21 protein-coding genes and 1 pseudogene are annotated in these 23,023 nt (G+C 74.7%); 10 read left to right on the plus strand and 12 right to left on the minus strand.

Translation table 11 applies throughout. From position 1 onward, the window contains the following. The first annotated feature begins 38 nt into the window (after positions 1 to 38). Entirely contained in the window at positions 39 to 1,262 is a 1,224-nt protein-coding gene (locus tag ACQP6G_RS09495; protein ID WP_429764040.1) for an MFS transporter, read from the plus strand. Positions 1,263 to 1,271: 9 nt separating this feature from the next. Here the strand turns inward: ACQP6G_RS09495 and ACQP6G_RS09500 are convergent, their stop codons facing one another. Continuing rightward, complete coding sequence (locus ACQP6G_RS09500) at positions 1,272 to 2,042, minus strand: NAD(P)H-dependent oxidoreductase (protein WP_429764041.1); 771 nt, start codon at positions 2,040 to 2,042, stop codon at positions 1,272 to 1,274. A gap of 115 nt (positions 2,043 to 2,157) precedes the next feature. Here ACQP6G_RS09500 and ACQP6G_RS09505 point away from each other — a divergent pair, with 115 nt between their 5' ends. The 4 genes from ACQP6G_RS09505 to ACQP6G_RS09520 are packed head-to-tail and all read left to right on the plus strand — an operon-like array spanning position 2,158 to position 7,133. Next, the gene (locus ACQP6G_RS09505; RefSeq protein ID WP_429764042.1) at positions 2,158 to 3,180 is read left to right on the plus strand and encodes a GlxA family transcriptional regulator; all 1,023 of its coding nucleotides are present in this window, start codon (positions 2,158 to 2,160) and stop codon (positions 3,178 to 3,180) included. A 32-nt stretch (positions 3,181 to 3,212) separates the two neighbouring features. Next, positions 3,213 to 4,460: an aspartate aminotransferase family protein gene (locus ACQP6G_RS09510; protein ID WP_429764043.1), complete on the plus strand. Its 1,248-nt coding sequence runs from the start codon at positions 3,213 to 3,215 to the stop codon at positions 4,458 to 4,460. A gap of 43 nt (positions 4,461 to 4,503) precedes the next feature. After that, the gene (gene doeA, locus ACQP6G_RS09515; RefSeq protein WP_429764044.1) at positions 4,504 to 5,751 is read left to right on the plus strand and encodes an ectoine hydrolase; all 1,248 of its coding nucleotides are present in this window, start codon (positions 4,504 to 4,506) and stop codon (positions 5,749 to 5,751) included. After that, on the plus strand, positions 5,748 to 7,133 hold the full coding sequence (locus ACQP6G_RS09520; protein ID WP_429764045.1) for an aldehyde dehydrogenase family protein: 1,386 nt from the start codon (positions 5,748 to 5,750) through the stop codon (positions 7,131 to 7,133). The genes doeA and ACQP6G_RS09520 overlap by 4 nt, the downstream gene beginning before the upstream one ends. 33 nt (positions 7,134 to 7,166) lie before the next feature. Here the strand turns inward: ACQP6G_RS09520 and ACQP6G_RS09525 are convergent, their stop codons facing one another. The 3 genes from ACQP6G_RS09525 to ACQP6G_RS09535 all read right to left on the minus strand — a co-directional run bounded on the left by ACQP6G_RS09525 (position 7,167) and on the right by ACQP6G_RS09535 (position 10,403). After that, positions 7,167 to 9,065, minus strand: coding sequence for a rhamnogalacturonan lyase (locus tag ACQP6G_RS09525; RefSeq protein ID WP_429764046.1), 1,899 nt, complete (start codon positions 9,063 to 9,065; stop codon positions 7,167 to 7,169). A gap of 115 nt (positions 9,066 to 9,180) precedes the next feature. Then, a complete protein-coding gene (locus ACQP6G_RS09530) occupies positions 9,181 to 9,510 on the minus strand; it encodes a cupin domain-containing protein (protein ID WP_429764047.1) in 330 nt (109 codons plus the stop codon). Between the two features lie 98 nt (positions 9,511 to 9,608). Next, positions 9,609 to 10,403, minus strand: coding sequence for an HAD hydrolase family protein (locus ACQP6G_RS09535; protein WP_429764048.1), 795 nt, complete (start codon positions 10,401 to 10,403; stop codon positions 9,609 to 9,611). 115 nt (positions 10,404 to 10,518) lie between these two features. Between ACQP6G_RS09535 and ACQP6G_RS09540 the strand changes: the two genes are divergently transcribed. Then, on the plus strand, positions 10,519 to 11,157 hold the full coding sequence (locus tag ACQP6G_RS09540) for a maleylpyruvate isomerase family mycothiol-dependent enzyme (protein ID WP_429764049.1): 639 nt from the start codon (positions 10,519 to 10,521) through the stop codon (positions 11,155 to 11,157). On the opposite strand, the gene ACQP6G_RS09545 is transcribed toward ACQP6G_RS09540, so the two are convergent. Further along, positions 11,154 to 11,582: a VOC family protein gene (locus tag ACQP6G_RS09545; protein ID WP_429764050.1), complete on the minus strand. Its 429-nt coding sequence runs from the start codon at positions 11,580 to 11,582 to the stop codon at positions 11,154 to 11,156. The genes ACQP6G_RS09540 and ACQP6G_RS09545 overlap by 4 nt on opposite strands. Positions 11,583 to 11,653: 71 nt before the next feature. Between ACQP6G_RS09545 and ACQP6G_RS09550 the strand changes: the two genes are divergently transcribed. Then, positions 11,654 to 12,241, plus strand: a complete 588-nt coding sequence (locus tag ACQP6G_RS09550; RefSeq protein ID WP_429764051.1) for a TetR/AcrR family transcriptional regulator — start codon at positions 11,654 to 11,656, stop codon at positions 12,239 to 12,241. A 31-nt stretch (positions 12,242 to 12,272) separates the two neighbouring features. Here the strand turns inward: ACQP6G_RS09550 and ACQP6G_RS09555 are convergent, their stop codons facing one another. From ACQP6G_RS09555 to ACQP6G_RS09565, 3 genes are all read right to left on the minus strand, one after another. Then, on the minus strand, positions 12,273 to 13,889 hold the full coding sequence (locus ACQP6G_RS09555; protein ID WP_429764052.1) for a UxaA family hydrolase: 1,617 nt from the start codon (positions 13,887 to 13,889) through the stop codon (positions 12,273 to 12,275). Then, complete coding sequence (locus ACQP6G_RS09560) at positions 13,886 to 14,920, minus strand: LacI family DNA-binding transcriptional regulator (RefSeq protein ID WP_429764053.1); 1,035 nt, start codon at positions 14,918 to 14,920, stop codon at positions 13,886 to 13,888. The genes ACQP6G_RS09555 and ACQP6G_RS09560 overlap by 4 nt, the downstream gene beginning before the upstream one ends. A gap of 101 nt (positions 14,921 to 15,021) precedes the next feature. After that, positions 15,022 to 15,732, minus strand: coding sequence for a rhamnogalacturonan acetylesterase (locus ACQP6G_RS09565; RefSeq protein WP_429764054.1), 711 nt, complete (start codon positions 15,730 to 15,732; stop codon positions 15,022 to 15,024). A 172-nt stretch (positions 15,733 to 15,904) separates the two neighbouring features. Here ACQP6G_RS09565 and ACQP6G_RS09570 point away from each other — a divergent pair, with 172 nt between their 5' ends. From ACQP6G_RS09570 to pntB, 3 genes are read left to right on the plus strand one after another with little or no spacing between them, the layout of a single operon-like run. Continuing rightward, positions 15,905 to 16,351 (plus strand): pyridoxamine 5'-phosphate oxidase family protein, encoded by a 447-nt coding sequence (locus ACQP6G_RS09570; RefSeq protein ID WP_429764055.1) that lies wholly within the window; start codon positions 15,905 to 15,907, stop codon positions 16,349 to 16,351. A gap of 11 nt (positions 16,352 to 16,362) precedes the next feature. Continuing rightward, complete coding sequence (locus ACQP6G_RS09575; protein WP_429764056.1) at positions 16,363 to 17,928, plus strand: Re/Si-specific NAD(P)(+) transhydrogenase subunit alpha; 1,566 nt, start codon at positions 16,363 to 16,365, stop codon at positions 17,926 to 17,928. Then, on the plus strand, positions 17,925 to 19,346 hold the full coding sequence (pntB, locus tag ACQP6G_RS09580; protein ID WP_429764057.1) for a Re/Si-specific NAD(P)(+) transhydrogenase subunit beta: 1,422 nt from the start codon (positions 17,925 to 17,927) through the stop codon (positions 19,344 to 19,346). The genes ACQP6G_RS09575 and pntB overlap by 4 nt, the downstream gene beginning before the upstream one ends. A gap of 21 nt (positions 19,347 to 19,367) precedes the next feature. Here the strand turns inward: pntB and mqo are convergent. From mqo to ACQP6G_RS09600, 4 genes and pseudogenes are all read right to left on the minus strand, one after another. Continuing rightward, a pseudogene (gene mqo / locus ACQP6G_RS09585) lies at positions 19,368 to 20,927 on the minus strand (malate dehydrogenase (quinone)); the annotation flags it as partial. A gap of 109 nt (positions 20,928 to 21,036) precedes the next feature. Continuing rightward, the gene (locus ACQP6G_RS09590) at positions 21,037 to 21,738 is read right to left on the minus strand and encodes a maleylpyruvate isomerase family mycothiol-dependent enzyme (protein ID WP_429764058.1); all 702 of its coding nucleotides are present in this window, start codon (positions 21,736 to 21,738) and stop codon (positions 21,037 to 21,039) included. Next, on the minus strand, positions 21,735 to 22,418 hold the full coding sequence (locus ACQP6G_RS09595; protein ID WP_429764059.1) for a pyridoxine/pyridoxamine 5'-phosphate oxidase: 684 nt from the start codon (positions 22,416 to 22,418) through the stop codon (positions 21,735 to 21,737). The genes ACQP6G_RS09590 and ACQP6G_RS09595 overlap by 4 nt, the downstream gene beginning before the upstream one ends. Further along, complete coding sequence (locus ACQP6G_RS09600; protein ID WP_429764060.1) at positions 22,415 to 23,008, minus strand: TetR/AcrR family transcriptional regulator; 594 nt, start codon at positions 23,006 to 23,008, stop codon at positions 22,415 to 22,417. The genes ACQP6G_RS09595 and ACQP6G_RS09600 overlap by 4 nt, the downstream gene beginning before the upstream one ends. Between the last annotated feature and the right edge of the window lie 15 nt (positions 23,009 to 23,023).

Raw genomic sequence — 23,023 nt, forward strand, 5'->3', positions numbered from 1 at the left:
ACGGGCCTCGGACAGGTCCCGTGCGATAGGAAGGGGGCGTGCCGTCCCCGCCCCTCTTCCCCTTCCGTAGCGTCGTCCTCGGGGCGTTCCTCCCCACCCTGGTGCTGGAGATCGGCATCGGCGCGCTGCTGCCGGTCGTGGCGGTCACCGCCACCGGCCGCGGCGCGACCCTCACGGTCGCCGGGCTCGTGGCCGCGCTGCTGCCGCTCGGCAAGATCGCGTTCGACCTGCCGGCCGGCGCCCTCTCCCAGCGCCTCGGCGACCGGGTGGCGATGCTGGTCGCCGGCAGCGTCGCCGTCGTGGCGTTCACGACGATCGCGCTGTCCTCGGCGCTGTGGGGCCTGGCGCTGGGCGTGCTCGCCCTCGGCGCGGCGAACGCCGTGTTCAACCTCGCCCGGCAGGCGTACCTGACGGAGATCACGCCGCCGCTGCGGCGGGCGCGCGTCATGTCGACGCTCGCCGGGGTGCACCGCATCGGCCTGTTCCTGGGGCCGTTCGCCGGCGCCGCCGTGATCGCCGCGACGTCGCTGCACGGCGCGTTCTGGCTGGGCACCGGCTCGGCCCTGGTGGCGGTGCTGGTCATCGCCCTGGTGCGGCCGGAGCCGCGGGCCGACGCCCCGTTGCCGCGGCCCGCCGGCCGGCAGCGCGTGTCCATCGCCGCGGTCGCGCGCGAGCACCGGCAGCTGTTCGCGACCCTCGGCGTCGCCATCCTGCTGGTGAGCGCCGTGCGCGGCGCACGCCAGACCGTCATCCCGCTGTGGGGCGAGCACCTGGGGCTCGACGCCGAGGTGACGTCGCTCGTCTTCGGCGTCTCGGGCGCCCTGGACATGCTGCTGTTCTACCCGGCGGGCAAGGTGATGGACCGGTTCGGGCGGCTGTGGGTGGCGGTCCCGTCCATGCTCACGATGGCGGTGGGGCTGGCGGTGCTGCCGTTCGCGCACACCGCGGGAGCGCTCGCCGTGGTCGCCGCCCTGCTCGGTGTGGGCAACGGCATGGGCTCGGGCATCGTCATGACGCTGGGCGCCGACGTCGCGCCCGCCGCGGTGCGGCCCACGTTCCTCAGCGTGTGGCGGCTCTTCCAGGACACGGGCGACGCGCTCGGCCCGCTGATCCTGTCGGCGGGGGCGGCGCTGGGCTCGCTCGCCGCCGGGGTGTGGGCCACCGCCATGCTCGGCGGCGCGTCCGCGGCCACCCTCGCGCGCTGGGTGCCGCGGTACTCCTCGCTCGCGAACCTCGTGCCGCCCCGGCGCGGGCGGACCTGAGCCGACGCCTCACGCGCGCAGGTGCACGCCCAGCCCGCGGCCGCCGGGCGCCACCGCGTCGCGCAGCTCCCCGTGCCCGTCGTAGTCCCCGCCGTCCTGGCGCCGGTAGGGCACGAGAGGCCCGTCCGGCAGCGCGAGCAGCCGGCGGCGCAGGCCGTCCGAGGCCGCGGCGAAGCCGGCGTCGTCCAGGCGGCTCGCGCCGGGCACGAGCACCGGCTCGGCCACCTGCATGCCCGTGTACCAGAACGTGCCGTGCAGCAGCGGGAACAGCACCTCCGCGAGGTCGCCGTGCAGGCCGCGCGGGCCGAGCCCGGTGCCCGCCCCGACGGTGACCACGGCGAGCGCGCGGCGCCCGGCCAGCCCGCCGTCGCCGTACCGGCGGGTGCGGCCGGCGCGGTCGCGCACGTTGTACGCGTAGCCCTGCACCAGCACCCGGTCGAGCCAGCCCTTGAGGATCGCGGGCGTGCCGTGCCACCACAGGGGGAACTGCACGACGACGGTGTCGGCCCGGGCGAGCTTGTCGTGCTCGGCCCGGATGTCGGGCGCGAGCGTGCCGCCGCGCAGCGCGCGCTCCGAGGCGCCCGCGACGTCGAGCCGGTCGCCGTCGCCCACGGCGTCGCCGAAGTCGGCGGCCGTCACCACGGGGTTCCAGCCCATCGCGTACAGGTCGGACTCGACCACCTCGTGCCCGGCCCCGCGCAGCGCGCGGACCCCCTCGTCCCGCAGCCGCGCCGTGAGCGACCGCGGTTCCGGATGGGCCAGCACCCACAACACCCGCATCGGACCGTCCTTCCCGTCGGGGTCGGGCGCCGGTCGGCCGCCCGTCCCTCCAGGGTGCCGGGCAGGCCACCGGGCGACCAGTGGCCGGGAGGCCACGATGTGCAAGGATCAGGCCATGCCTGCCAGACGGACGCGCGCACCCCGCCGGCACCTCGTCGCGGTGCTGGTGCGCGACGGCGTGATGCCGCTCGAGCTCGGCGCGGTGCACCAGCTCTTCGGCGTCGCGCGCGACGCCGGCGGCGAGCGGCTCTACGACGTGCGCACGTGCGCGGCTGCACGGGGACCCGTGCGGACCGACGCGGACTTCACGATCGACGTCCCGCACGGCCCGGACGTGCTCGCGCTCGCCGACACCGTCGTCGTGCCGGCGTCGCACGCGCTGGACGACGTCGACGAGGACGACGGCGTCACCCCCGACCTGCTGGCGACCGTCCGCCCGGACGCGCGGGTCGCGTCCATCTGCACCGGGGCGTTCGCGCTCGCACGCGCCGGGCTGCTCGACGGGCGACGCGCGACGACGCACTGGCTGTCGGCGGACCGGTTCCGGCAGGCGTTCCCGAGGGTGGACCTGCACCCGGACGTGCTGTTCACCGAGGACGGCCGCGTCTTCACGTCGGCCGGCGAGGCGGCCGGGATCGACCTGTGCCTGCACCTGATCCGCTCCGACCACGGCGCGTCGGTCGCGAACGACGTCGCGCGGCGCACCGTCGTGCCGCCCTTCCGCGACGGCGGCCAGGCGCAGTACGTGGACGCCCCCGTGCCCGAGCCGGCAGGCGACCACACCGGCCCCGCGCGGTCGTGGGCGCTCGAGCACCTCGACGAGCCGCTCTCGCTGGACGACCTCGCCCGGCACGCGTCGATGAGCACGCGGACCTTCACGCGCCGGTTCCGCCGGGAGGTCGGCGTCTCGCCCGGGGCGTGGCTGCTGCAGCAGCGCCTGCTGCGCGCGCGCGACCTGCTGGAACGCACCGATCTCGCCGTGGACGCCGTCGCGCGCCGGGCCGGGTTCGGCACCGGGGCGTCGCTGCGCCAGCACTTCGCGCGGGCGCTGGGCGTCTCGCCCGCCGCCTACCGCGCGACGTTCGGCCCGGGCCCGCGACATCAGAACGTCACGAAGGTCGTCCCGCGAGTTGCTTGACGGGGCGGGCCTCGGGCACCTACATCTGGTTGATGGAGGTCTTCGAGAAGTGGGAATCCGAGATCCGGGGGTACAGCCGCACGTACCCCACGGTGTTCGCCTCGGCGTCGAACGCGCGGCAGGTGGACGAGGTCGGCCGTAGCTACGTCGACTTCTTCGCCGGCGCGGGCGTGCTGAACTTCGGGCACAACAACCCGCGCATGAAACGCGCGATGATCGAGTTCCTCGAGGCCGACGGCGTCGCGCACAGCCTCGACATGGCGACCACCACGAAACGCGACTTCATCACGAAGTTCGTCTCCACGGTGCTGGAGCCGCGCGGCATGACGATGAGGCTGCAGTTCATGGGCCCCACCGGCAGCAACGCCGTCGAGGCGGCGCTCAAGCTCGCCCGCAAGGTCACCGGGCGGCGCGAGGTGGTCGCCTTCACGCACGGGTTCCACGGCATGACCCTCGGGTCGCTCGCGCTCACGGGCAACGACGTCTTCCGCCGGGCCGCCGGAGTGCCCCTGGAGAACGTGCACCGGCTGCCCTTCGAGACCGCTCCCGGGGGCGGTCTCGCGTCGCTCGAGGCCTACCGGGCGCAGCTCGCCGACGTGTCGAGCGGGCTGCTGCCCCCGGCGGCGTTCGTCGTCGAGACGATCCAGGCCGAGGGCGGCGTCAACGTGGCGAGCGCCGAGTGGCTGCACGCCGTGCAGCGCCTCGCCCGCGACGTCGGGGCGCTGTTCGTCATCGACGAGATCCAGGTGGGCTGCGGCCGCACCGGCAGCTACTTCAGCTTCGACGGCATGGGGCTCGACCCCGACGTCGTGTGCCTCGCCAAGGGGATCGGCGGCTACGGGACGCCCCTGGCGATGAACCTCAACCGGCCCGAGCTGGACGCGCACTGGGCGCCGGGGGAGCACACCGGCACCTTCCGCGGCCAGGGCCTGTCGTTCGTGGCCGGGCGCGAGGCGCTGACGTACTTCGACGACGACGAGCTCATGACCCAGGTGCACGCCAAGGCCGAGCGGATGGTGTCGGTGCTGGACGGGCTCGCCGACGGGGTCCCCGACCGCGGGTTCACCGTGCGCGGCCGCGGCATGATCCAGGGCCTCGACGTCGTCGACGGCGCGTTCGCCAAGACGGTCGCGGCCGCGTGCTTCGCCCGGGGGCTGCTCATCGGCCCGTGCGGCAGCGGCGGCCGCGTGCTCAAGCTCATCCCGCCCCTGACCATCCCCGACGACGACCTCGACGAGGGCCTGGAGATCCTCGCGGGGGCGGTGCGCGACACCCTCTAGCGCCCCGCCCGGGGGCGTGCGACAGCAGCTGAAGGAGGCCGGCATGCGGCAGCGCGACGACATGACGTTCCCGTTCGAGGAGTACGCGAGGCGCCTCGGCGATCTGCGCCGCCGCATGGCGGAGCGGATGCTGGACGCGGTGGTCATCACCGACCCCGAGAACCTCATGTACCTCACGGACTACCAGACCACGGGGTACTCCTTCTTCCAGGCGCTGGTCGTGCCGCTCGAGGACGAGCCGTTCATGATCACGCGCGCCATGGAGGAGTCGAACGTGCACGCCCGCACGTGGGTGGAGCTGACCCGTCCCTATCCGGACACGGGCGACGCCATCCAGAGCCTGGTGCAGTCCCTGCGCGAGTTCGGCCTCGACACGAAGGACGTCGGGTACGAGCGCAACAGCTACTACTTCCCGGCCTACCACCAGGACTACATCCACAACTCGTTCACCGACGGCCGCCTGCTCGACTGCTTCGGCATCGTGGAGGAGGGGCGCGTGACCAAGTCGGTCGCCGAGATCGCCGTCATGCGGCGGGCCGCGCGCGCCACGGAGGTCGGGATGGCGGCGGGCATCGAGGCGGTCGCCGCGGGGGTGACGGAGAACGAGATCGCGGCCGAGATCGCGTCGGCGATGTTCCGCTCGGGCGGGGAGTTCCCGGCCGTGATGCCGTACGTCACCTCCGGGCCGCGCAGCATGATCGGGCACGCGACATGGGAGGGCCGCACCGTGCAGCCCGGGGAGCACGTCTTCCTCGAGGTCGGCGGCTGCTTCCGGCGGTACCACACGGCGATGATGCGGACCGTGGTGCTCGACGACCTGTCGCGCAGCATGCTGGTGGCGCAGGAGCGGATGAAGCTGGCGCTCGCGGAGGTCAAGGCGGCCATCCGGCCCGGGCTCACCGTGTCCGACGCCGACAACATCGTGCGGAACATCATCTCGGACAACGGCGTCGGCGCACGGCTGGTGACCCGGTCGGGTTACTCGATCGGCATCGCGTTCCCGCCCAGCTGGGACGAGGGCTACATCGTCAGCCTCAACCAGGGCGACCCGCGCGTGCTCCGGGAGGGGATGACGTTCCACATCATCCCGTGGATGTGGGGCGTCGACGGCGACAAGACCGTCGGCATCTCCGACACGGTCCGGGTGACGGCCGACGGGTGCGAGTCGTTCTTCACCCTGGCCGAGGACTTCACCTGCAAGCCCGAGCACGCCGCGGGGAGGGCGGAGGCCGAGCCCCTCGCGCTCGTGCAGGACACGACCACGGACGCCACCGAGGAGGAGACCGCATGATGCTGATCGCGACCGATCCGAGCACGGGCGAGGTGGTCCGCGAGGTCCCGGCGGCGACGCCGGGCGAGGTGGACATCACCCTGGCGGCCGCCGAGGCGGCACGGTCCGCGTGGCGGGACCGGGGGCTCGACGGGCGCGCCGAGGTGCTGCACGCGGTGGCGGCGGACCTGCGCGCGCGGGCCGACGAGCTGGCGCCCCTCATGACGCAGGAGATGGGCAAGCCGATCTCCGAGGCGCTCGGCGAGGTGGAGAAGGCGGCCTGGTGCGCGGAGCACTACGCCGAGCACGCGGCGGCGTACCTGGCGACCGAGGACATCGCCTCCGACGCGACGCGCAGCTACGTGCAGCACCTGCCGCTCGGCACGGTGCTCGGCGTGCTGCCGTGGAACGCGCCGTTCTGGCTGGCCCTGCGCTTCGCGGCGCCCGCCCTCATGGCGGGCAACACGGCCGTGCTCAAGCACGACCCGCACGTGCCGGGCTGCGCGGAGGCGATCGGCGACGTGTTCGCTCGGGCGCTGTCGGCGTCGGGCGCGCCGCAGGGCGTGTTCCTCAACCTGCCGCTGGAGACCGCGGACGTCGCCGGCGTCATCCGCGACCGGCGCGTGCAGGCGGTGTCGTTCACCGGGTCGTCGCGCGGGGGGTCGGCCGTGGCGAGCGTCGCGGCCGCCGAGATCAAGCCCGCCGTGCTGGAGCTGGGCGGCTCCGACCCGTGCGTGGTCCTCGCCGACGCCGACCTGGACGCCGCGGCCGACACCATCGCCCTGTCGCGCATCATCAACGCGGGCCAGTCGTGCATCGCCGCGAAGCGGATCATCGTCGAGGACGCCGTGCACGACGCGCTGGTCGACCGGCTCCGGGACCGGCTCGCCGCGCTGAAGGTGGGCGACCCGCGCGACCCCGCCACGCAGGTGGGGCCGATCGCCCGCGCGGACCTGCGCGAGAACCTGCACCGCCAGGTCACGCAGACGGTGCAGGCGGGGGCGCGCCTGCTTCTCGGGGGCGAGCTGCCCGACGGCCCGGGCTTCTTCTACCCGCCCACCCTGCTCGACGACGTCACCGACGACATGATCGCCGCCTGCGAGGAGACGTTCGGTCCGGTCATGGCGGTGCTGCGGGCCGCCGACGCCGACGAGGCGCTCGAGACCGCGAACCGGACCGAGTACGGCCTGGCGGCGAGCGTCTGGACCACGCCGGAGCGCGGCGAGGCGATGGCCCGCCACATCGCGGCCGGTCAGGTCTCGGTGAACGGCATCGTCAAGACCGACCCCCGGCTGCCCAGCGGCGGGGTGAAGCGCTCCGGGTACGGGCGCGAGCTCGGCCCGCACGGCATCAAGGAGTTCGTCAACGTGCAGCAGGTGTGGGTCGGCCCGCGCCAGGGCTGAGCCCGGCGCGGGCCGACCGTGCGGGGACGGTCGTCAGTCCACCGTGGCGAAGCTGGGGTGCGGCGGCTGGTTGTACGCCGTGTTCTGCCACGCGACGGCCAGCCGGTACTGCCGGTCCTCCATGAGGGACGGGTGCGCTATGGCGGTCGGGATGTCCGTGGAGTAGATCCGCAGCGCGCTGGAGTCGGTCGTGCGGAAGACGACCTCTTCGCGCCAGTCGCCGAGGATGTCGGCCTGGAGCGCCGGCGTCGCCTTGGTGCCGTTGTTCGAGGCGACCCCCTCGCCCGTGAGGAGGCGGGTGTCGCCGCTGGCGCCGTACTTGTCGATGTGGGTGTCGTCCAGCAGCTCGCGCTGCCCGTCGCCGTCCCACCAGATCACGAAGTTGGTGGAGCCTGGCTTGCGGCCGACCTCCGAGCCGTCCGTCGCGCTGCGCAGGCCGGAGACCTTGGACGACCAGACCTCGGCGCCGGGGTTGTCCGCGGTGATGTCCGCGGCCACTCCGCGCCCGTTGTCGGCCCCGGCGGCGGGGGCGCTGGAGAGGATCCTGCCGGTGGCGGCGTCGGCCACCCAGTGGGCCGGGTCGGTGCCCGACTCCGACGGCTTGAACACCTCCAGCCCGGGGTTCGAGGGCACCAGGTCGCTCACGTGGTACGCGTCGCCGTGGTGGGTGCCGTTCTGCCACAGCCCGTTCCCGTTGTCGTCGATCGCCATCGACCCGTAGAGGATCTCGTCGCGGCCGTCGTCGTCCACGTCCGCGATCGACAGCTGATGGTTGCCGCGGCCCGTCCAATCGGGCCCGTTGGTCGACGAGCTCGAGTCGAACGTCCAGCGGCGGGTGAGCGCCCCGTCGCGGAAGTCCCACGCGGAGACGGCCGTCCTGGCGTAGTAGCCGCGCCCCATGACGATGCTCGGCCGGGACCCGTCGAGGTACGCCGTGCCCGCGAGGAAGCGGTCCACCCGGTTGCCGTACGTGTCGCCCCAGTCGCCGACGTTGCCGCGGGCGGGGCGGAAGTCGACGGTGTCGAGCTCGGCGCCGTCGGTGCCCCGGAAGACCGAGAGGAACTCGGGCCCGCTCAGCACGTAGCCGCTGGAGTTTCGGTGGTCGGCGTCGCCGTCCCCGATCACCTGGCCGGTGCCCGAGACGGTGCCGTCGCCGGTCCTCACGGCGACCTCCGCGGCGCCGTCGCCGTCGTAGTCGTACACCTGGAACTGCGTGTAGTGCGCCCCGGCGCGGATATTGCGGCCGAGGTCGACGCGCCACAGCCGCTCGCCATCGAGCTCGTAGGCGTCGAGGTAGACGTTGCCCGTGACGCCGGACTGCGAGTTGTCCTTGGCGTTGCTCGGGTCCCACTTCAGGACGATCTCGTACTCGCCGTCGCCGTCGAGGTCGCCCACCGACGCGTCGTTCGCGGAGTAGGTGTAGCCGCTGCCGGCGGGCGGCACGTCCAGCGGGACGTCGAGCGAGCTCGCCTCGGCGCCCGCGACGGGCGCGAGCGTGAGGGACTCGCCGGCGACCTGCCCGGCGGCTCCCTCGGCGGAGGGGTCGTCGGACCGTGCGGCCGCGGCACGCGCGGCCCCGTCCCCGACGGCGAGGACGGCGTAGCGGGCGTCGGCGGGCGCGCCGCGGTCGAGGAACGACGTCGCGCCGGTCACGGCGGGCCCGGGCACCCGGACGCCGTCGCGGTAGACATGGAACGCGGCGTCGCCGCCGTCGGACGCCAGGAGGCGCCAGCTCACGCGGTTGCCGTCGGCGGTGGGTGTGCTGATCACCGCCCGGCCGCCGGGCGACGCGTCCGCGGCGGACGTCGGCACCGCGGGGGCGGGCGGGTCGCCGGCGGCGACGGCGGGGGAGGCGAGGGCGAGCGCGCAGAGCGCGCCCACGGCGGTGGCGAGCGTGGTGGTGGCTGCGGTCGTGCGGAGTGTCGGCAGCATCGTTGCTCCGTTCCGGTTGAGACGATTCACACCGTTCGGGACCGAGGCTGCCAGAAACCGGTTGCTCACGTCACCCCCGGGTCTCACGACGTGGGACGCGCGGGAGGGCGGGCGCTCAGGGCTTGGGGATGCTGGTCACCGTCGTGAGGAGGAAGACCGAGTCCTCCAGCGCGCTGACGGCGTGCCGCTCGTGGGTCAGCACGCGCAGCTGCCCGGCGTGGACCTCGTCGTTCCCGTCGAGCGCGGTCACCCGCACGCGCCCGTGCAGCACCAGGACCGAGGCCGCGGGCGGCGAGTTGTGCTCGCCCAGCTCGATCCCCTCGACCAGCGCCAGGATCGTCTGCCGCAGCGGGCCGTCGTGCACGACGATCTCCGCGCTGCGACCGTTCTCGGCGGCGCGGGCCTTGTCGAGGTGGGTCGTCGTGAGGGCGTCCAGGTCGGCCATCAGGGGCTCCGTCCGTCGGTCGGCACGCGGGTCCGCGTCGTCGCGGGCCAGCCGCCCTCACCGTACCCGCGGTCGCCGCGCGTCGGGGGCGTGGCGCGTCAGGCGGCGCCGTCGATCATCCCCAGCCGGGCGAACGCCTCCGCGACGCCGCCTCGCGCGGGCCCGGGCACCACGAAGTCCGCCTCGGCCAGGACGGCGGCCGGTGCGCCCTCGACCGCGACGGCCGTGCCGGCGTACTGGAGCATCTCGACGTCGTTGTGCCCGTCGCCGACGCCGACCGCCTGCGCGGCGGTGAGCCCCAGGTGCTCCATCACGGCCGCCATCCCGACGGCCTTGTGCACCCCGGCCAGGTGGATCTCCCCGGCGTTGTCGCCCGTGTCCGCGTAGGACGAGGGGAGGATGCCGACCTCGGGGCCGAGCTCGGTGCGCAGCGCCGCGATCGGCACGCGCGAGTCGAAGTAGCTGATCTTGGCGTACCGGACGCCCGCGAGGTCGCCGGGCATCCGCAGCACGTCGAGGATCTCGTGGGGTGCCGCGTCCCCGCGGACCGCGAGCCGGGCGTCGAGGCCGACCGGCCCGTACACCGCGTCGGGGGTCTCCAGCAGGTACGCGACGTCGTGGGCGTCGAGCACGTGGCGCACGCGCGTCGCGAGGTCGTCGGGGAAGCGGAGGTCGGCCACGACCTCGCCGTCGAGCCGGACGAACGCGCCCGCCGTCGCCACGACGCCGTCGAAGCCCGCCGCCAGGAGCGACGGCGGCAGCATCGACTCCGGGCGGCCCGTGCACAGCAGCACCCGGTGGCCGGCGCGCCGCGCGGCGCGGACGGCCTCCTCGTGCGCGGGCGGCACCGCGCCGTGGTCCGCGTAGGTGCCGTCCACGTCCAGGAACGCCACGCGCGCCCCGTCACTCATCGAACCCGACACGGGCGCAGTCCTCCAGGTCTTCGGCGTCGTCGTGGGCACCGTCGAGCCTAACCGCGCCGTCGGTGTCCCGTGGTTGGCTGCCCACGTGACGACGAGCACCCCGCGCGCCGGGACCTGGTCCATGATCCGTGCCGAGCGCGAGGCGCTCGCGGACGAGCTCGGGGAGCTCGACGACGCGGCGTGGGCCGGGCCTTCGCTGTGCGGGGACTGGACCGTGGAGGACGTCGTCGCGCATCTCACGGCGGGCGCGAGCACCGGCCGGTGGGCGTGGCTGCGCAGCATCGTCGGGGCGCGGTTCGACGCCGACCTGCACAATGCGCGGCGCCTGGCGGAGCACCGCGGCGCGACGCCCGTCGAGACGCTCGAGCGCTTCCGCGCCGTCGCGACCAGCACGGTCGCGCCGAGCGGGCACACGGCCGCGTGGCTGGGCGAGGTCGTCGTGCACGGGCAGGACGTCCGCACGCCGCTCGGCATCCCGCGCTTGCCGCCGGTCGCCGCGACCACCGAGGTGGCGCGCTTCTTCGCCGCGCGCGACTTCACGGTCCCCGGCCGGAGCGTCGCGCGCGGCCTGCGCCTCGAGGCGACCGACGGCCCGTTCGCGCACGGCGACGGCCCCGTGGTGCGCGGCAGCACCCTCGCGCTCGTCATGGTGCTGGCGGGCCGGAGGGTGTTCTGCGACGCGCTGGCGGGTGAGGGGCTGGCGCTGGTGCGGGAACGGGTCTAGGCGCCCTGGGCCTCGGCGCCGGCCCCGGCGTAGAGGGCGGCGAACTCGGCGGACGGCGGGATCGGGGTGACGACGTCGACGAGCACGCCGTCGGGCCCGGCCACGATGAAGTGCCGCTGGCCGAACTCCTCGTCGCGCAGCGGCAGCAGCACGTCGTGCGCGCCCGCGGCGAGGACGCGGGCGTGCACGGCGTCGACGTCGTCCACCTCGGCAGTGACGAGGACGCCGGCCGCGCGGGCGCCGCGGGCGGGCTCGGGGATCGTCTCGTGGTCCGCGTCGACGACGGCGAGCTCCGCCGTGCCGGAGCGCAGGCTGACGTACCAGTCCGAGGAGAACGTCGGCGTCATGCCGAGCAGGTCGGCGTAGAAGCGCGCGGCTCCCGGGACGTCCGAGACGGCGAGGACGGGGTACAGGCTGGTGATCATGACGACTCCCGGAGGGTTTACGTACGGCATGTACGTATCTATACATTCACGGTGTCGGTAACCTGTCAACCATGCCGAGGAGAACGAGGGCGGAGAGCGAGGCGACGGCGGCCGCGATCCTCGCCGCCGCGCGCGGGCTGTACGCGGAGCGGGGGTACGCCGCCGTGGCGGTCGAGGAGGTCGCCGCGGCGTGCGGCGTGACGCGGGGCGCCGTGTACCACCACTACGGCAGCCGCGCCGGGCTGTTCGCCGCCGTGCACGCAGACGTGACCGCGGCGGTCGGCGCGGAGATCGAGCGCGCGACCGACGGCCTCGGTGACCTGTGGGAGAGCCTCGAGGCGGGCTGCCGCGCCTTCCTGTCGGCGGTCGTCGCCGACGACGCCCGGCAGGTCGTGCTCGTCGACGGGCCGGCCGTGCTCGGCTGGGCGCGCTGGCGCGAGGACGACGCCGCGAGCTCGGGGCGGTTGCTCGACGAGGTGCTCGGCGAGCTCGCGGACGCCGGACGGGTGCGCGCCGCCGACGTGCCCGCCACGTCCGCCCTGCTGTCCGGAGCCATGAACGAGGCGGCCCTCTGGGTGGCCGCCTCGCCCGACCGCGACCGCGCGCTCGACCAGGCGTGGGCCGTGCTGCGCCGCCTGCTGCGCGGGATCGAGGCCTGAGCCCGGTGGGCCTGCCGGGTTCGGGTGCCCGTCAGGTGACCGCGCCGAGCTGCCAGGGCACGAACTCGTCGGCGCCCAGGTCGAGCTCCTCCGAGACGGTCTGCTCCCCGGACGCGACGGCGAGGATCTTCTCGAACAGCTCCTCGCCCACCTCCTCGACGCTCAGCCCGGTCTCGACGATCCGGCCGGCGTCGAGGTCCATGTCCTCGCTCATGCGGCGGTAGGTGTCGGAGTTCGTCGCGACCTTGATCGACGGCGACGGCTTGCAGCCCAGGACGGAGCCTCGCCCGGTCGTGAAGACGACGACGTTCGCGCCGCCCGCGACGATGCCCGTCACGGACACCGGGTCGTAGCCGGGCGTGTCCATGAAGGTCATGCCGCGCTCGGTGACGGGCTCGGCGTACTCGTGGACGGCGACGAGGTCGGCCGCGCCCGCCTTGGCGACGGCGCCGAGCGACTTCTCGAGGATGGTCGTGAGACCGCCGGCCTTGTTGCCGGGGGACGGGTTGTTGTCGAGCGTGCCGCCGCCGGCCGCCGCGTAGCCCTGCCACCAGTCGAGCCGGTCGAGCAGGCGCTGGCCCACCTCCCGCGACACGGCGCGGCGCAGCAGCAGGTGCTCGGCGCCGAACACCTCGGGCGTCTCGGCGAGGATCGACGTGCCGCCCTGCGCGACGAGCAGGTCGGAGGCGTGGCCGAGCGCGGGGTTGGCCGTGATCCCCGAGAACCCGTCGGAGCCGCCGCAGTTGAGGCCCAGCACGAGCTCGGACGCGGGGGCCTCCTCGCGTCGCAGCGCGTCGATCGCGGGCAGCATCTCGGTGACGGCGGCGACGCCCGCGCGCACGGTGGCGCGGATGCCGCCGGTGTCCTGGATGGTGAGCGTGCGCACGGGCAGGTCGTCGCGCAGCTCCAGGCCGTCGAGCACGGAGGCGGCGGGCAGCATCTCGCAGCCGAGCCCGACGACGAGCAGCCCGGCCATGTTCGCGTGGGACGCGTACCCGCGCAGCGTGCGCAGGGTGACCTGCGCGCCTTCCGACGTCGGGACCAGGCCGCAGCCGGTGTCGTGCGTGAGCGCGACGACGCCGTCGACGTGGGGGTAGGCGTCGAGCACCGGGCCGCGGAACTGGTCCGCGATCATCCGGGCGGTGGACGCCGAGCAGTTCACGGACGTGAGGATGCCGACGTAGTTGCGGGTGCCCCAGCGGCCGTCCGAGCGGCGGTAGCCCTGGAACGTGCGGCGCGTCGTGGGCTCGGGGAGCGTGGTGCGCGCGGTGCCGAACTCGTACTCGCGCGCGCCGTCGTCCATGCCCAGGTTGTGCGTGTGCACGTGGTCGCCCGGCGCGACGTCCCTCGTCGCGCGGCCGATGGACTGCCCGTACTTGCGCACCTCCGTGCCGGCCGCCACGGGGCGGACGGCGAGCTTGTGCCCCCGGGGCAGGGTGGAGCGGGTGGTCGCCTCGGTGCCGTCGGGCAGGCGCACGGTGGTGCCTGCGGGCACCTGGCGCGTCGTGACGGCGACGTCGTCGGCCGGCCGCAGCAGCAGCGCGACGTCGGCGAGGTCGACGACGTCCGGCAGCGGCGGATCGGCCGGCGCGCCCGGCGTGGGGGTCGCCGCGAGCGGCAGCAGCGGGTGGTGCGGGGCGGTGCTCATCGGATCGCGACCTCGGGATCGGTGGAGAGGGGACGGGAGTCGGTGACGGCGGGGGCGGGAGACGCCGGCGCGGTGGACGCGCGCACGACGAGCTCGACGGACAGCCGGCGGTGCTCGGGCTCGGGGGAGCCGCCGGCCAGCAGGTCGACGGCGACCCGTCCGGCCCGGGCCAGCGGGACGGCGACGGTGGTCAGGGCGGGAGTCACGAGCGACGCGGCGGCGACGTCGTCGAACCCGACGACGGACACGTCGGCGGGCGTGGCGACCCCGCGCGCGTGCAGCCGGGCCAGGACGCCGAGGGCGACGAGGTCGTTGAAGCACAGCACCGCCGTGGCGCCGGCGGCGAGCGCGAGGTCCGCGGCCTGGACGCCGCCCCCGTGCGTCGGCCGGAAGCTGCCGAGGTCCAGCACGGCGTCGCCGGTCGTGCCCGTCGAGAGCCTGGCCAGCGCCGTCCGGCGCTCGGCGTCCGACCACGAGGAGCGCGGGCCGCCGGCATAGGCGACGACGTCGTGCCCCAGGGCGCGCAGGTGGTCGAGCGCCCGGCGCACCCCGTCGGCGATGTCGAAGGAGACCGACGGCGCGTCGGGCGCCTCGCGGTTGACCAGCGCGACCGGGCCGTCCGCGGCCGCCAGCAGCGGCCCGAGCCGGTCGGCGGGCAGGCGTGGCGAGCAGAGCACGAGCCCGTCGACCCGGTCGCCGAGCCGGGTGATGACGTCGGGCTCGACGGTGACGTCCTCGTCGGTGTCGGCGACGAGGACCTCGCGACCCGTCTCCCGGGCCCGCGCCTGCACGCCCTTGGCGACAGCCGCGAAGAACGGGTTGGCGAGGTCGGGCACGACCAGGCCGACCGTGCCCGTGCTGCCGGTGGTCAGCGCGCGGGCTGCGGGGTGGGGCCGGTAGCCGAGCGACTCCGCGGCCCGGGCCACCTGGGCGCGGTTGACCGCCGACACGTGCGGCGCGTCGCTCATCGCGCGCGACGCGGTGGCGAGCGAGACGCCCGCCGCGCGAGCGACGTCGCGGAGCGTGACCACGCGGGCCTCCCGGGGCTGCGTCGGGGGTGGACGATCGGCTGGAACCGGTTCCAGCCTGTTCCACACCCTACCCGCCGTCCGGGCTGTCGGGAACCCCGAGCTCAGGCGGGCTCGTCGTCGAGCCAGCGGAACCACGCGTCGGGCACGTCCTCGTCCAGCCGCCGTACCTCGTGGCTCCCGAGGACGCCCGCGGTGAGGAGACCGGTCGCGACGAGCCGGGCGACGGCTCCCGCGCCGGGAGGGTTGAAGTGCGTGTCGTCGCGGCGCCCGTCGTCGGCGTGGAAGAAGAGGTGCAGCGTGCGCTCCGGCCCGAGGTCGTGCCACAGCGCGAGCGAGTCGCGCTGGACGTCCACGAGCGGCACGTCCTCGCGCGCGGCGAGGGCGCGCATCGCGCCGGGGTACTCGCCGTGGGCGGGCACGGCCCGGCCCGCGTCGTCGAACCGGCGTCGTTCGACCGACGTCGCGAGCACCGGCCGCGCGCCGGCGGCGCGCGCGACGTCGACGAACCGGGCGAGGTGCTCGGTGTACGACGTCCACGGCTCGGTGTACCGCTCGGGGTCCTCGACCTTCGCGTCGTTGTGGCCGAACTGGATCACCAGGACGTCGCCCGCCCGCAGGTCGCGGGCCACGGCGTCGAGCCGGCCCTGGGCGACGAAGCTGCGCGAGCTGCGGCCGTTGCGCGCGTGGTTGGCGACGGCGACGGCGTCGTCGAGGTAGTACGGCAGGGCCATGCCCCAGCCGGTCTCGGGCGCGGCGGCGCGGCTCTTCGGGCCGGCGGTGGAGTCGCCGGCGAGATGGACGGTGCGGGTCATGCGGGTCCTTTCGGAGGGAGCGGACGGCCGGAATCGGGCAAGCGCTTGCCGATCACCCTAGCGGGGGTGCGACACGACGAGATCGCGTGCATCGGCGCACGTCCAGGGCGTAGCGTCGGCGCCGAGCGACCGACACGTGCCACGCACCACCGGAGTATGCGAGGAGTCAGCGATGCCCCGTCCGCCGTTCCCGGCCCCCGTGCTCGACCTGCTGCGCCGTCCCCAGCCCGCCGTGATCGGCGTCGTCCGCCCTGACGGCAGCCCCGTCACCGCGGCGACGTGGTACCTGCTCGAGGAGGACGGCGCGGGCGGCTGGCACGTGCTGGTGAACCTCGACGCGACGCGCAAGCGGGTGCAGCACCTGCGCGCGAACCCGCACGTCAGCCTCACCGTGCTGGACGACGACTGGTACACGCATGCCACCCTGCTCGGCCGCGTCACCGCGTGGCGCGACGACGTCGACCTCGCCGACACCGACCGCATCGCGCGCCTCTACACCGGCGACGCGTACGGCGTGCGGGACCGCGCGCGCGTGACCGCCGTGGTCGAGGTCGACCGCTGGACGGCGTGGGGCAGCCTGCGCAGCTCGCTCGGCACCCCGAACGACACGGTCCGCTGAGGGAGGCGGCCGTGCGCATCGGAGCCCCCCGCACCGCCGGGGCGGACCCGCGCCTCGTCGCCGTCACCCCGGACGCGGTGCGGCGCCTCGTCGACCTCGGGCACGACGTCGTCGTGGAGCCCGGGGTCGGGGACGGCGCACGCCTGCCCGCGCACGACTACGTGGCGGCGGGGGCCCGTGTCGCGGACCGCGCCGACGTGTGGGCGGCCGACGTCGTGGTCACGCTGCACGCGCCGGGCCTCGCCGAGCTCGACCTGATGCGGCCGGGCGCGACGCTCGTCGCGCAGCTCGCCCCGCCGACGAGCCCCGACCTGCTGGCTGCGCTCGCCGCCCGCGGCGTGACGGCGCTGGCCCTCGACGCGGTGCCGCGCATCTCGCGCGCGCAGGCCCTGGACGTCCTGTCGGCGCTGTCCAACGTGGCCGGCTACCGCGCGGTGGTCGAGGCGGCCGAGGAGTTCGGCGGCATGTTCACCGGTCAGGTGACGGCCGCGGGCAGCACCCCGCCCGCGCGGGTGTTCGTCATCGGCGCCGGCGTGGCCGGCCTGGCCGCGATCGGCACCGCGGTGAGCCTCGGCGCCGAGGTGCACGCGTTCGACGTGCGGCCCGAGGCGGCCGAGCAGATCGAGTCGCTCGGCGCGCGCGTCGTGCGGGCCGACGACGCCGTCCAGCAGGTCAGCGCCGACGGGTACGCGAGCGCGCAGAGCGCCGACCAGGAGGCCGCGGCCCTGCGCGCGTACGCGGAGCAGTCCGCGCGGGCGGACGTCGTCGTCACGACCGCCCTCGTGCGCGGCGCGGCGCCCACCACGATCACCCGCGCGATGCTCGACGCGATGCGACCCGGCTCGGTGGTCGTGGACCTCGCCGCGCCCGGTGGCGGCAACTGCGAGGCCACGGTGCCGGGGGAGCGGGTGGTCACCGGCCGCGGGGTCGTCGTGCTCGGCTACACGGACCTGGCCGCGCGGCTGCCGCAGCACAGCTCGCGGCTGCTCGGCACGGTCGTCGTCAACCTGATCACGCTGCTCACGCCGGGGAAGGACGGCCGGGTGGTGCTCGACCTCGACGACCCGGTGGTCCGCGGCATGACGGTGACCCACGAGGGCGCGGTGACGTGGCCGCCCCCGCCCGTCGCGGTGTCCGCGGCGCCGCCACCGGCCCCGGCGCCCTCGCCGCCCGAGGCTGCTGCCGCCGACCCCGGGGCCGAGCGCCGTCGCCGCGGGATGCGCCGCACGGTGCTGGGCGCGCTCGGTGCCGTGGCCGCCGGCCTGCTGATCGCCGCCTCGCCGCCGGACGCCGTCGGGCACTACACGGTGTTCGCGCTCGCGGTGGTGGTGGGCTTCTACGTGATCTCGAACGTCACGCACGCGCTGCACACGCCGCTCATGGCCCAGACCAACGCCATCAGCGGCATCATCATGGTCGGCGCGCTGCTGCAGATCGGCGACCCGTCGCCGCTCGTCACGACGCTCGCCGTCGTGGCCGCCGCGCTCGCGAGCGTCAACGTGTTCGGCGGGTTCCTCGTGACCCGCAGGATGCTGGGCATGTTCCGTCGTGAGACCCCGGGCGGGGAGGCGTCATGACGGTGACGTCGGTCGCGCAGGCCGCGTACGTGATCGCGGGGCTGCTGTTCGTGCTGTCCTTGGCGGGGCTGTCCGCGCAGGAGTCCGCACGGCGCGGCACGGTGCTCGGGATGCTCGGCATGGGGCTGGCGATCGCCGCGACGATCGCGCTGGCGCTCGACCGGTCGCAGCGCCCGTGGCCCGTGACGGCGGGGCTGATCCTGCTGGTGCTGGTCGTGGGCGCGGCGGTGGGGTCGTGGCGGGCGCGGCGCGTCGAGATGACGCAGATGCCGGAGCTCATCGCCCTGCTGCACTCGTTCGTGGGGCTCTCGGCGGTGCTGGTGGGCTACGGCTCGTTCCTCGCGGAGCCGGTGGGTGCCGTGTCGGCGGGCGGCGACACCGTGCACCGCGTCGAGGTGTTCCTCGGCGTGCTCATCGGCGCGGTGACGTTCACGGGCTCGGTCGTGGCGTTCGGCAAGCTCTCCGGGCGGCTGCCCTCGGCGCCGCTCACGCTGCCCGGCCGGCACGCGCTCAACCTGCTGGCGCTCGTCGCGTCCGCCGGCCTGCTGGCCTGGTTCGTCACCGCGGACGACGTCGGGGCCGCGGTCCTGCCGCTGCTGCTCATGACGCTCGTCGCGCTGGCGCTCGGCTGGCACCTCGTCGCCGCGATCGGCGGCGGGGACATGCCGGTCGTCGTGTCGATGCTCAACTCGTACTCCGGCTGGGCCGCGGCGGCGGCGGGCTTCACGCTCGGCAACGACCTGCTCATCATCACGGGTGCCCTGGTCGGGGCGTCCGGCGCGATCCTCAGCTACCTCATGTGCCAGGCGATGAACCGGTCGTTCTGGTCCGTCGTGCTCGGCGGCTTCGGCTCGGGCGCGACCGGTGGCCCCGGCACCGGCACGCAGGAGGCGGGGGAGGTGCGCGAGACGTCGCCGGACGAGGTGGCGGGACTGCTCACCGCGGCGCGCTCGGTCGTCGTCGTGCCCGGGTACGGCATGGCGGTGGCGAAGGCGCAGCACCCGGTGGCGGACCTCGCCGAGCGGCTGCGGGCGCGCGGCGTGACCGTCCGGTTCGGCGTGCACCCCGTGGCGGGGCGGCTGCCGGGCCACATGAACGTGCTGCTGGCCGAGACGCGCGTGCCCTACGACCTGGTGCTCGAGATGGACGAGGTCAACCCCGACCTGCCCGGCACCGACGTCGTGCTCGTCATCGGCGCGAACGACACGGTGAACCCGGCGGCGCAGGACGACCCGTCGTCACCCATCGCGGGCATGCCCGTCATCGAGGCGTGGAAGGCGCGCGACGTCGTGGTGTTCAAGCGGTCCCTCGCCACCGGCTACGCGGGCGTGCAGAACCCGCTGTTCTTCCGCGAGAACACCCGGATGCTCTTCGGCGACGCCAGGGAGCAGGTGGACAAGATCGTCCAGGCTCTCTGACGCCGCCGAGGAGGGTCGAGCTCAGAAGCGGGAGTCCGCCTGCGACTCGTAGACCGCGGCGTCCAGGACGCCGTCGGCGTGCAGGTACGACGGCGAGTCGGGGACCGGCGTCGCGTCGATCGTGCTGGCGTCGGCGGGCACGCCGTCCAGGCTGGGCATGACCGAGGCGAGCTCGGGACGCCACTTGGTGAACCGGAACGGGAAGCACCGCTCGAGCAGGTCGACCATCGCGGAGGCCGCGGTCGAGGCGCCCGGCGAGGCGCCCAGCAGGCCGGCGATGGAGCCCTCGGCTCCCGTGACGATCTCGGTGCCGAACTGCAGCACGCCCTTGCCGTCGGCGTCGCGCTTGATGACCTGCACGCGCTGCCCGGCCGTCAGCTTCTCCCAGTCCTTGGGGTGGGCGGTCGGCATGAACTGCTGCAGCGCCTGGAACTTGGTCTCGGGCGCGGCCATGAGCTGGCCGACGAGGTACTGCGTGAGGTCGAGGTTCTTGAGGCCCGCGCCGAGCATCGACGTGACGTTGTTGGCGCGCAGCGACGTGATCAGGCCCAGGTACTTGCCCTTCTTGAGGTACTTGGGGCTGAAGCCGGCGTAGGGGCCGAACATGAGATACGTCTTGCCGTCGACCACGCGGGTGTCGAGGTGCGGCACGGACATCGGCGGGGCGCCGACGTCGGCCTTGCCGTACACCTTGGCCTGGTGCTGGGCGACGAGCTCCGGGTTGTCGGTGCGCAGGAACTCGCCCGAGATCGGGAAACCGCCGAAGCCCTTGATCTCGGGGATGCCGGCCGACTGGAGCAGGGGGAGCGCGCCACCGCCGGCGCCGACGAAGACGAACTTCGCGGTGACGGTGCTGGTGCGGTTCCGCGCGTTCCACGAGCGGTCCTTGACGCGCAGGCGCCAGCGGCCGTCCTTGGTGCGCTTGAGGCTCTTGACCTCGTGCTGCAGCTTGAGCTCGGCCCCGTTCGCGACGAGCCCGTCCACGAGCTGGCGCGTGAGGTTGCCGAAGTCGACGTCGGTGCCCGACGTCGCGCGGGTCGCGGCGATCGGCTCGTCGGCGTCGCGCTCGGTGGTCAGGAGCGGCGCCCAGCGGCCGACGGTCGCGCGGTCGGTGCTGTACTCGAGGTCGCGGAAGAGGGGGTGCACGCGCAGGGTCTCGTACCGGCGGCGCAGGTAGTCCACGTTCTTCTCGCCGCGCACGAACGTCATGTGCGGGGTGTTGCTGAGGAACGAGTCGTCCTTGAGGCGGCCGGTGGCGAGCAGGTGCTGCCAGAGCTCGCGCGAGATCTCGAACTGCTCGTTGATCGCCACCGCCTTGGTGATGTCGATCGAGCCGTCCTTGCGCTCGGGCGTGTAGTTGAGCTCGCAGAGCGCGGCGTGCCCGGTGCCCGCGTTGTTCCACGGGTTCGAGGACTCCTGCGCCACGTCGTCCAGGCGCTCGTAGATCCGGATGGACCACGACGGCTCGAGCTGCTGGAGCAGCGTGCCGAGCGTGGCGCTCATGATTCCGCCGCCGATGAGGACGACGTCGACGTCGGCCCCTGTGGGGGCCCCAGCAGTCGTAGCACTCGAAGTCACCGGCTCACCATACGCCGCGCGTGAAAACTGTCACAAAGAATGAGAGCAACCTCACACGAGCCCCTGACCTGCAGTGACGTGGGTCACACCGACCGCTGGGCGCCGCCGCAGGTCAGGGCTTCGGCGCCGCCGACGACGGCCACGGGCCGAGCGCGGGCAGCGGCACGGCGACGCCGTCCCGGAGCGCCGAGACAGCCCCCTCGGGCGTGCGCCCGGCGAGCCACGCGGCGACGTCGCGCGCGTCGCCGACGAGCTCGAGCCCACCGCCGTCCGCCGGGAGCCGCACCGCGAGGAACTCCCGCAGGTGCGCGCAGAACGCGTCGTCCCACGCGTCGTACCCGAGGGCGCGGTCGCCGAGGCCGGCGGTCGCGTCGACGGAGTGGATGCGCGCCTCGCGCCACCAGGCGAGCAGGGCGTCAGTCAGCACCCCGTCGCGGTAGGCGACCCGCGCGGACCAGAGGGCGTCGCCCGGCGCGGGCCATGCCGCGGCGAGACGGGCGCGCGAGGCCTCGAGCGCCGCCGCGTGCTCGGCCGCCGTGCGGCCCGCGCCCGCCTCGATGGCGGCGTCGCGGCCGGCCTGTCCGCCGTCGTAGGGCGCGATCTTCTCGCCGCGCGCGGCGTGCTCCGCCTGCCGGGCGAGCGCGGCGCCGACGTTCGCCACGTGCGAGAGCACGTGCCCACGGCTCCACCCGTCCAGGGGCGACGGGTGGGCGCCCGCGCCCTCGGGCAGGGTGCGGACGACGTCGATCAGGGCGGCGAGCGCGGCGTCCGCGTCGGCCAGGGCGTGCGCGCGGGCGGTGTCAGGGGTCGTCACGGCCACAACAGCTCCTTGGTCCAGGTGGGGTCGTTCTCCGTCGTGCTCGGGTCGGTGCGGTAGCGGAGGCGGGACTGGCCCTTGTCGTCGCTCGCCGCCCAGAACTCCACGGTGGCGGGGGCCAGCACCCAGGCGGTCCAGGAGGGGGCGACGACGGCCGGGTCCTCGCGGGTGTCCCCGAGGCGGCGGGCGAAGGCGTCCCAGTACTCCTGGCGGGAGCCCAGCGGCTCGCTCTGGTGGCCGACGAGCCCGGCCGCGCGCGAGCCGTCCGGGCGGGCGTGGAAGTCCGCCGCTCCTGCCTCGGGGCCGGCGGAGGCGGCGTGTCCGGTGACGCGGACCTGCCGGCCGAGCTCGCGCCAGAACACCGTGAGCGCCGCGTGCGCGTTCTCGGCCAGGTCGCGGCCCTTGGGGCTGGTCGCATGGCCGGCGAACCACCAGCCGTCGGCGGTGACGTCCTTGATCACGAGGGTGCGCGCGTGCACGTGGCCCTCGGCGTCCGCCGTCGACAGGGTCGCCGCGTGCGGGGCGCCGACACCCGCGGCGAGCGCGTCGTCGAACCACTGCGCGAAGAGCTCCTGCGGCGTGGCGGGGGCGGTGGCGAGGTCGTCCAGGTCGACGCCGAACGGCGGCAGCCCGGGCGGGAAGGTCGGCAGGGCGCGCAGGCGCTCGCGGAAGGTCACATGGTCTCCTGGGTGGGGTCGGTGTGCCGGTCGTCGGGAAGGTCGGTCAGGAGCGTCACGAAGCCGCGCACGGCGGCCTGCATCGCGTCGGGGTCGCCGGTGGCGCGGGCGAGCACGTAGCCGCCCTGCACGATCGCGACGGCGGCGTGCGCGCGGTCGCGGGCGGCGTCGTCGGGCAGGCCCGCCTCGCGCAGGGTCGTGGCGACGACGTCGAGCAGGCGGACGAAGTAGGCGGTGACGACGTCGCGCAGGCCGTCGTCGTCCATGACGGCCTGGTCGCTGGTGAGACGGCCGACCTTGCAGCCGGCCAGGGCGTCGCGGGGGCGCTCGACGTAGGCGACGACGCGGTCGAGGGCCGGCGCCGTGCCCTCCAGGTCGCGGCGCGCCGCGGTGAGCGCGCTCTCGACGGTGGCGCCGACGGCGGCTGCGGCGAGGTCGTGCTTCGTCGGGAAGTGGTGGTACAGGCTGCCCTGCCCCACGCCGCTGGCTGCCAGGACCTGGCGGGGGCTGGTGGCGCCCACGCCCTGGGCGGCGAACATCTCCTGCGCGGCGGCGACGAGGCGGTCGCGCGCATCGGTCGACGTGCTCATGCGGTCACCATACCT

This window comes from Isoptericola nanjingensis, from assembly GCF_050311635.1.
Taxonomy (GTDB): domain Bacteria; phylum Actinomycetota; class Actinomycetes; order Actinomycetales; family Cellulomonadaceae; genus Isoptericola; species Isoptericola nanjingensis.